The sequence below is a fragment of the Azospirillum sp. SYSU D00513 genome, assembly GCF_017356015.1.
GTDB lineage: Bacteria > Pseudomonadota > Alphaproteobacteria > Azospirillales > Azospirillaceae > Azospirillum.
The window spans coordinates 1-7815 of record NZ_JAFIQV010000087.1 but is presented as its reverse complement, the minus strand read 5'-3'; the positions used below and the strand labels follow the sequence as shown (position 1 = coordinate 7815).

The 7815-nt window shown below is 67.6% G+C and carries 10 protein-coding genes; 3 read left to right on the top strand and 7 right to left on the bottom strand.

The window, feature by feature from the left end; genetic code table 11:
* Window positions 1-72: 72 nt before the first annotated feature.
* Window positions 73-339: a hypothetical protein gene (locus JUB11_RS31935; protein WP_207462844.1), complete on the bottom strand. Its 267-nt coding sequence runs from the start codon at window positions 337-339 to the stop codon at window positions 73-75.
* Between the two features lie 451 nt (window positions 340-790).
* Window positions 791-1660, bottom strand: a complete 870-nt coding sequence (locus JUB11_RS31930; RefSeq protein WP_247887469.1) for a helix-turn-helix domain-containing protein — start codon at window positions 1658-1660, stop codon at window positions 791-793.
* A 91-nt stretch (window positions 1661-1751) separates the two neighbouring features.
* On the opposite strand from JUB11_RS31930, the gene pcaH reads away from it, so the two are divergent.
* The gene (pcaH, locus tag JUB11_RS31925; protein ID WP_348771549.1) at window positions 1752-2567 is read left to right on the top strand and encodes a protocatechuate 3,4-dioxygenase subunit beta; all 816 of its coding nucleotides are present in this window, start codon (window positions 1752-1754) and stop codon (window positions 2565-2567) included.
* Between the two features lie 4 nt (window positions 2568-2571).
* Complete coding sequence (gene pcaG / locus JUB11_RS31920) at window positions 2572-3144, top strand: protocatechuate 3,4-dioxygenase subunit alpha (protein ID WP_207462843.1); 573 nt, start codon at window positions 2572-2574, stop codon at window positions 3142-3144.
* 193 nt (window positions 3145-3337) lie between these two features.
* On the opposite strand, the gene JUB11_RS31915 is transcribed toward pcaG, so the two are convergent.
* The 4 genes from JUB11_RS31915 to JUB11_RS31900 all read right to left on the bottom strand — a co-directional run bounded on the left by JUB11_RS31915 (window position 3338) and on the right by JUB11_RS31900 (window position 6973).
* The gene (locus JUB11_RS31915) at window positions 3338-4360 is read right to left on the bottom strand and encodes an MBL fold metallo-hydrolase (RefSeq protein ID WP_207462842.1); all 1023 of its coding nucleotides are present in this window, start codon (window positions 4358-4360) and stop codon (window positions 3338-3340) included.
* A 54-nt stretch (window positions 4361-4414) separates the two neighbouring features.
* Window positions 4415-5263, bottom strand: coding sequence for a pirin family protein (locus JUB11_RS31910; protein WP_207462841.1), 849 nt, complete (start codon window positions 5261-5263; stop codon window positions 4415-4417).
* Window positions 5264-5365: 102 nt separating this feature from the next.
* Window positions 5366-6007, bottom strand: coding sequence for a DUF2231 domain-containing protein (locus tag JUB11_RS31905; protein WP_207462840.1), 642 nt, complete (start codon window positions 6005-6007; stop codon window positions 5366-5368).
* Between the two features lie 129 nt (window positions 6008-6136).
* The gene (locus tag JUB11_RS31900; RefSeq protein ID WP_247887468.1) at window positions 6137-6973 is read right to left on the bottom strand and encodes an IclR family transcriptional regulator; all 837 of its coding nucleotides are present in this window, start codon (window positions 6971-6973) and stop codon (window positions 6137-6139) included.
* A gap of 240 nt (window positions 6974-7213) precedes the next feature.
* Between JUB11_RS31900 and JUB11_RS31895 the strand changes: the two genes are divergently transcribed.
* The gene (locus JUB11_RS31895; protein ID WP_207462838.1) at window positions 7214-7465 is read left to right on the top strand and encodes a DUF3072 domain-containing protein; all 252 of its coding nucleotides are present in this window, start codon (window positions 7214-7216) and stop codon (window positions 7463-7465) included.
* 61 nt (window positions 7466-7526) lie between these two features.
* Here JUB11_RS31895 and JUB11_RS31890 read toward each other — a convergent pair whose 3' ends face one another.
* Complete coding sequence (locus JUB11_RS31890) at window positions 7527-7682, bottom strand: hypothetical protein (protein ID WP_207462837.1); 156 nt, start codon at window positions 7680-7682, stop codon at window positions 7527-7529.
* Window positions 7683-7815 lie beyond the last annotated feature (133 nt).

Genomic DNA, 7815 nt, shown 5'->3' with positions numbered 1-7815 from the left:
GATGCCGTAGAAATCGCTGCTTTCGATCGAGCACTCCGCGCCTATGGCCGAGATTACAAGCCAGAAGCCTAATCAAACAGGCTCTGAAAGCCGTCCGGCGGCATAGGAAGGAGAAAGCTCATCTATATCGGCAACACAGCTAAGGGCCTCCAATGCCCCTTTGGCTGCCGTCGCTCCTTCCCTGAGCAAAGGCGCGGTTGCAGTTGGCAGAACGTCAGCGATCGTTTCCATAGCCGAAGAAAGGATTGCGTCAACTTTCTCCATTTTGCCAGGATCGGCGATATCGGTGAGCATATTTTTCACACATATGAAGCCGCTCCATATCAGCGGAATGGGCATCGCTCTAACGCCTCCTACGCTTATCGTACCGATACAAAATAAGGCCGGTCAACCTTTTTGTCAACTTTAGAAGCCTGCGCAAAAGTCGATTAATGCGATATACAACAAAAAGCTGCTGACCGGTAACGGTTTCGCGCGAAATCGGGATGATACCTTTAAATAAGCCAGAGCTTATTGAGATATCCATTAGCGCATTGGCGATATTTATTAAATATAAATACCTAAATGCAAATATTTTTTATCGCATTTCTTGCAATGGCATTATTAATCTGCCGCAAGCAGGAGGACCGACCTATCATTAACGACGATTTGATTGCTAAGCCTTAGTTTCTGTCGTTACCATTGATATAATATTATATGAAATCACGGATGAGAGCGAAAATATATACACGGGTATAGGATGACTTTGTTTGCGTAAAGTTTTTGGTTGTCGCAACTTTGTCAATGCATATCACAACGTCATACTTTTCGATCGCGCTGATCTATCCCGCTCCGGCTCCGGCACGGCCATCTCCCGCTCCAGCAGGCGGCCGATCTCCTCCGCCACGGCGCGCATCTCCGCCAGGAAGAACCCCTCCAGCAGATCGTCGGGCACGATGTCGCGGAAGTGGATCAGCGACAGGCCGCCGATGGCCTGGCCGCCGGCGCGCACGGGGATCGAGGCCATGCGCAGGCCGGGCGCCAGCGCCGGGTATTCCCACAGGGCGTATCCGCGCCGGCGCGCCTCGGCGACGCGGGCGATGCGCTCGGCCACGGCTTCCCCACCGGCGTCCTTGTCCATGGCCGCGCGCAGCAGCCGCTCCGCCTCCCCCGGCTCCAGTCCGGAGAGATAGGCAAGGCCGGTGGCCGAGGCGGCGATGGGGAATCGGCGGTGCTCGAACAGGTTCACCTTCACGGGGGCCGCGTCGCGGTTCGACGCCTCGATCACCACGGAATGTCCCTCCACCAGGAAGAATTCCGACGGCCATTTCACCCGCCCGCCCAGCCGGTCCAGCAGGGGCTGCACGATCTGCGCGACCGGCGTGCGGCCGCGCAGCGCGCGCGACAGGTTGCGCACCTTGGCGGTCACGCGGTAGCCGCCCCCGTCGCCCAGCTCCTCCACATAGCCCTCGTGCAGCAGGGTCTGGAGCAGCCGGATCACCGTCGCCTTGGGCAGGCGCGACAGGGTCACGAGGTCCGACACGGTCGCCACCGACCGCTCGTTCGCCGCCGCCAGCACGCGCAGGCCCCGCACCAGCGCGTTCACCGGCTTGGCCCCCATCCGGCCCGCGTCCGCCCGGCTTGCTGTCGTCCGGTTGCCCGCCTCGCGATCCACCGCCATCCCCACACTCCGCGCCACGAATGAACCTCACGGGTCCGTTCTCCACTGTTTCAGGAAATGGACCCCAGGTCCATAATGCGCGCCAGAATATGTGCCAGAGAACATCGGCACCCGCCCGCCCATCGCGACGGTGCCGGCCATCATGGGGAAACCGACCGTGCCAAACGACCTGACCAAGCCCTCGGGCAACGCCAATCCGGGGGGCGGCAACGCCTTCAGCCCACGCGACTGGACGCAGCACCCGCCCTACGACCATGGGCCTTACCGCTCCACCGCGCTGCGCTCCCCACGCCAGCCGCTGATCCCGATCAAGCAGGCACTGTCCAACCTGACCGCACCCGCCTTCGGCGACGGCTCCATCGACGCGCTCGACCACGACCTGACGCGCAACGCGGTGGTCAACGCCGCCCCGTTGGGCGAGCGCATCATCGTCACCGGCCGCGTTCTGGACGAGGACGGGCGCCCGGTGCGCCGGTCACTGGTGGAGATCTGGCAGGCCAACGCCGCCGGCCGCTACGTCCACAAGGTGGACCAGCACGACGCGCCGCTCGACCCCAACTTCTTCGGCGCCGGGCGCTGCCTCACGGACGATGACGGCCGCTACCGCTTCGTCACGATCAAGCCGGGCGCCTATCCCTGGCGCAACCACCACAACGCCTGGCGGCCGGCGCACATCCATTTCTCTCTGTTCGGCCACAGCTTCGAATCGCGGCTGGTCACGCAGATGTATTTCCCGGGCGATCCGCTGCTGCCGCTCGACCCGATCTACAACTGCACGCCCGACGAATCCGCCCGCCAGCGCATGATCTCCACTTTCTCGATCGACCGGACCGAGCCGGAATGGGCGCTCGGCTACGAGTTCGACATCGTCCTGCGCGGACGCAACGCCACCCCGATGGAGGCCTGATCCCATGCTGAAGCAGACCCCCTCCCAGACCGTCGGTCCCTACTTCCTCTACGGCCTGATCCCGCAGCCCTACGGCCGGCGCGGCGTGGCCGACAACAGGCTCGCCTCGCCGGAGCTGCCGGGCGAACACATCCGCATCGAAGGCCAGGTCCTCGACGGCGAGGGCAACCCCATCGTGGACGCGCTGATCGAGGTCTGGCAGGCCGACGCCGAGGGCCACTACCCGGCCGAGGCCGCCGACGGCCAGCCCCGCCACTTCGCCGGCTTCGGCCGCGCCGACAGCAGCGCCGGCGGCCTCTACGGCTTCGAGACGGTGAAGCCGGGTGGAGTCGCCGAGGGCCAGGCGCCGCACGTCAACGTGATCGTCTACGCCCGCGGCATGCTCTCCCACGCCTTCACCCGCATCTACTTCTCCGACGAGGCCCAGGCCAACGCCGCCGACCCCGTGCTGGCCCTGGTGCCGGAGGAGCGCCGGAACACGCTCATCGCCCAGCGCGCCGAACTGCCCGGCCGCACCGTCTACCGCTTCGACATCCGCCTCCAGGGCGAAGGCGAAACGGTGTTCTTCGACGCGTGAAGCGTGTTGGGAAGTGGTTCCCAACAAAGAGGCAATAGGGAAACCGTCAACTTAGCCGTCATCCCCGCGAAAGCGGGGATCCAGAAGTCCACGGAACGAACGTTACGGAAGAGTCCTGGACCCCCGCTTTCGCGGGGGTGACGGCAAAGTGGTTGTTTACTTGAACGATCCCTTCATCGGAGCGAGAAACAACTCACAGGCTTGAGGACCACTGGGCCGGATGGAACTCGTAACCGCGGCCACGCTGACCGATGTAGCCCACGCCCGGGAACGGAAAGTGGTAGCCGACGACCATCATGCGGTCGGCGGCGACGCGGTCGAACAGGCGGCGGCGGGTTTCCTCGGCCTGGACCGGGTCCATGTCGAAGATGGCGTGCCAGCCGGGGTTGCGCACGAACAGGGCGGGGTGATTGCTGGTGTCGCTCAACACCATCAGCTGCTGCTGGCCGGAGGTGACGGCGTAGACGGTGTGGCCCGGCGTGTGGCCGGGCGAGGCCAGGGCGCGGATGCCCGGCGCCACGTCGGCGCCCGGCGCGTAGCGGCGGATGCGCTCCTGCGGGTAGGCGCCGAAGCGGTCGCGGACGAGCTGGAAGCTGCCCTTCATCCCCTCCGGCGCGCGGGACATCTGCCCCTCGTCCATCCAGAAGGCCCATTCGGCCTCCGGCACCAGGATCTCCGCCTTGGTGAACCTGGCCTTGCCGTCCGGGCCGGTCAGCCCACCGATGTGGTCGCCGTGGAAATGGCTGATCACCACCGTGTCCACGCTGGCCGGGTCGATGCCCGCCGCCTCCATGTTCGGCGCGCCGGCGTTGGCGGTCGGCATCATCCCGCCGCCGGTGCCGGTGTCGATCACCACCGTGCGCCCGCCGCCCTGCACTGCCATGAAGGTCAGCGGGATCGTCAGCGCCTCGGCCGGCAGGTAGGACTCCTTCAGCGCCGCCGCGACCTCCTCCGGCTTGGCGTTGCGGACGAATCCCTCCGTCGGCTTGGGCCGCGTGAACTGCCCGTCGTTGATGCGGGTGACCAGCATGTCCCCGACCTTCATCCGGTAGAAGCCCGGCGCCTGCTGCAGGGTTGCGGGCTGCTGCGCCGGCTGCGCCGCGCCATCCTGCGCCGCGCCTTGGGCCAGCGCGTCGTCGGTGGCGAAGACCGCGGCCGCCGCGGCCGGGATGGCCGCCATGGTGCCGAACGCCGCCCGGCGGGAAAGATAAGGCATCTGGTGGGTTCCCCTCTGAGACGTCTTCTTGTTGCCCCTGGCCTGCCCGCCCTCTCAGCCGAACAGGCCGGCCTGGTAATCGCGGATCGCCTGCATGATCTCGTCCCGCGTGTTCATCACGAAGGGGCCGTGCGCCACGACCGGCTCGCCCAGCGGCGGCGCGTGGCCGAACAGCAGCACGGCGTCCTCCGCCGCCTCCAGTTCCACCGCGTCCCCGTCCTCCTCCATCTCGACCAGCCGGAAGGCCTCGGCCCGCTGCCCGCCGACGGTCACCGCGCCGCGCACCACATACAGGAACACCGCCCGTCCCGCCGCCACGGGCAGGCTCGGCCGGGCGCCGGGGGAGCAGGCCAGGACCGACATGAAGACGTCCGTCAGGGATCGGATCGGCCCATCCCGCCCGTCCCAGGCACCGGATATCAGGTTCAGCGTGGCCCGGCCATCACCGACGGGGAAGGAGGGGATCTCCTCCTTCTGGAGGCCGGTGTAGCGCGGCTCGGTCATCTTCAGCCGGCCGGGCAGATTCACCCAGAGCTGGAGGATCTCCAGCGGCCCGCCGCTCCGCTTGAAGGAATCCGGCGACAGCTCGGCATGGACGAGGCCACGCCCGGCGGTCATCCACTGCACGCCGCCGGCGCGAATGACGCTCTCATGCCCGCCGCTGTCGCGGTGCGCCAGCTCGCCCTCCAGGATGAAGGTCACCGTCTCGAAACCGCGGTGCGGGTGCGGCCCGAAGGGAAGCCCCCGGTTGCCCGGCGGGTAGCTCTGCGGGCCGTGGTGGTTCAGGAACAGGAAGGGGTCGAGCTGGTCCAGCCCCGGACCGGGCAAGGGGCGGCGCGTCGTCAGGTCGCCGATGTCGTCGCGCAACGCCGCGTGCAATGCCCTGACTCGTCTCGCCGTCATTCCCGCTCCACGGATTAAAGGGGCATGCCTGAATCCTATCATGGCACGCCCCGCCCTCACCCGATTTCCGACCCACTCACGCACATGTCAAGCTCCGCCGGATCAGCGCGCCACCGGCTCGCCGGCCGTCTCGCCCGCATATTCCAGCGCGCGGGCGTCCCCGGCCGGCACGGGCACGATGCCGCCGGGCGAGGCCACCCGGTCGTTGCCGGTCTCGCCGTCCGTGCTCTCGTCCACCTCCCCGACCACGCCCACCCGGTGGCGGTAGATCAGCTCGCCGCCGGCCCAGGCGGTCAGGCCCAGCAGGGCCGTGGTCGCCGCCGACAGGGCGAGGCCGCGCGGCACCACCCCCTCCTCCGGGTCGCGGCGGCGGCCCATCAGGTTGGCGGCGGCGATGGCCAGCACCGTGACGTTGCCCAGCGCGTGCAGCGGCCCGACCGCGTGCTTGCGCGTGCGGGGGATGGCGGCGTAATCCACCGCCCCCACGGCGCCGGCGACGACGCCCGACGCCAGCCCGGCCCGCAGCAGCCAGCGCGACGACTGCGCCCAGAAGGGATCGCCCGTGCGCCAATAGGCGACGTCGGTGGCCAGCGTCGCCGTCAGGAAGGCGATCGGGAAGGGAATGATGGTGGGGTGGATCGGGTGCTTGCCGACCGCGGCGGCGCTGGTCGCCCCCTGGACCTCGTCCTCGGGCACGCCGGACCCGCCATGACGAATCGTCTCTGCCATATCCTTGACGCCCATCTCACTCTCCCGGAATGTCCTCGTTCGAGTGACAACAGCGAAAGCGGCGCGGCATTCCCGAAACGGCTTCGGCGCCTTCCGCGGGGTGCGGAAAGCGCCGAAGAAGGCCGGATGATGCGCGTCTGGACGTCAGGCCGGGACGCGGCCGCCGATCTCCGTGGTCACCGCGGCGGCGGCGCGCTTGACCATCTCGCCCAGCGCGCGGACGCGCGTGTCCTCGATCCGGCGGTTGGTGCCGGAGACGGACAGGGCGCCGATGACGCGGGCGTTCTCGTCATAGAGCGGGGCGGCGACGCAGCGCATGCCGGCCACCCGCTCCTCCTGGTCCACGGCGTAGCCTCGGTTGCGGGTCAGGGTCAGCTCGTCGCGCAGCGCCGGCAGGGAGGACAGGGTCGTCCGCGTGAACTGGCGCATGCCGCGCTGCTGCAGGATCGTCTGCACCCGCGCCTCCGGCATGCCGGCGAGCAGCGCCTTGCCGACGGCCGAGCAGTGCAGCAGGGTGCGCTCGCTGGTCGGCAGGGCCGCCTGGGCCACGCGCGGGCCGCCGACGCGCGCCAGGTAGATGGCCTCGCCGTTGTCCTCGACCGCGAGGCTGGCGAGTTCGCTGCTCTCCTCCATCAGGCGGCGCAGGCGCGGCTTGGCGATGTCCACGAGGCTGCGCGTCTTCAGGAAGGTCACGCCGGTCATGTAGGCCTGGACGCCGACCGACCAGCGGCGCGTGGCCTGGTCGAAACGGACGTAGCGGTCCTGCTGCAGGGTGGTCAGCAGGCGGTGCGCGGTGGAGGGCGACAGGCCGGCGGACTCCGCCAGCTCGGTCAGGCTCATCGGGACTTCGCCGGCGCCGAGGATCGTCAGGATGTTCAGCGCACGCGACAGCGACTGGACCACCTGGCCCTTTTCGGCGCGCTCGGACTTCTCGGTCGTGGCCTCGGGCCGGATGGTGGCCGGCTGTGACTGCATCGTCATGTGCTTCCCCCTCAGTCTTGCCGGCGCGAGCCGCCGTGCGTCGTCTTGTTGAGCCGTATTGACCATACTGTATTCCATATACCAGGACCCGGCAAGAGAAACTGTGCGTCATCCGAACAGTTTCCGGCACGGAGTTGCGGAGCCGGAGGGATGGGCGTTCCGAATATTTTTCCGCGTCCCGGCGGAACCGCTCCGGCAGGCGTTTGTTGAATCCTTGTTTTCCAGCAATGAGAACGTATCATGAACGCCAAGCCCGACCAGAAGCACGACGCGCACGACGCCGAGAACCCGAAAGCCGGCAAGCCCTTCTCGAACCAAGAAAAGGATCCGGACGATTGGACGACGGGCGACGAACCGATGACCGGCGCCCAGGCCTCCTACCTGAAGACCCTGTCGGAGGAAGCCGGCGAGTCCTTCGACCCGGACATCACCAAGGCCGAGGCGTCCAAGCGCATCGACGCGCTCCAGGACAAGACCGGGCGCGGCGCGTAAGCCCGAAACACGAAAGCCCCCGGGCCTCGCGGCGTGGGGGCTTTGTCATGATCTTTGAGGCTCAGCGGGGCCGGCGCCGATGCCGGATCAGGCCGGCACCGAGCAGCAGGGCGACGGCGATGACCGCCGCGCCTATGACGGCGGCGCCCGGCGCGCCCAGCCCCGTCAGCACTTCCCGGAAAGCGGCGACGCCGCCCGCGACGTCCGGATGTTCCATCGTCACCTTCCGCGCCCATGACGGGCGCCACACGCACGCATCGGGAATCGGGATAGGGGGCGATCCTAGTGGACCGCACCCCTCCCACACCACCCGGCATGCGGGTCCGCACCGGGCGGTTCGAGGAGTTGAG

Excerpts from the sequence above, each read along its gene's own strand:
- JUB11_RS31935 (WP_207462844.1), bottom strand. The coding sequence starts at position 339 with ATGCCCATTCCGCTGATATGGAGCGGCTTCATATGTGTGAAAAATATG.
- JUB11_RS31930 (WP_247887469.1), bottom strand. The coding sequence starts at position 1,660 with ATGGCGGTGGATCGCGAGGCGGGCAACCGGACGACAGCAAGCCGGGCG.
- pcaG (WP_207462843.1), top strand. The coding sequence starts at position 2,572 with ATGCTGAAGCAGACCCCCTCCCAGACCGTCGGTCCCTACTTCCTCTAC.
- JUB11_RS31915 (WP_207462842.1), bottom strand. The coding sequence starts at position 4,360 with ATGCCTTATCTTTCCCGCCGGGCGGCGTTCGGCACCATGGCGGCCATC.
- JUB11_RS31910 (WP_207462841.1), bottom strand. The coding sequence starts at position 5,263 with ATGACGGCGAGACGAGTCAGGGCATTGCACGCGGCGTTGCGCGACGAC.
- JUB11_RS31905 (WP_207462840.1), bottom strand. The coding sequence starts at position 6,007 with ATGGGCGTCAAGGATATGGCAGAGACGATTCGTCATGGCGGGTCCGGC.
- JUB11_RS31900 (WP_247887468.1), bottom strand. The coding sequence starts at position 6,973 with ATGACGATGCAGTCACAGCCGGCCACCATCCGGCCCGAGGCCACGACC.
- JUB11_RS31895 (WP_207462838.1), top strand. The coding sequence starts at position 7,214 with ATGAACGCCAAGCCCGACCAGAAGCACGACGCGCACGACGCCGAGAAC.
- JUB11_RS31890 (WP_207462837.1), bottom strand. The coding sequence starts at position 7,682 with ATGGAACATCCGGACGTCGCGGGCGGCGTCGCCGCTTTCCGGGAAGTG.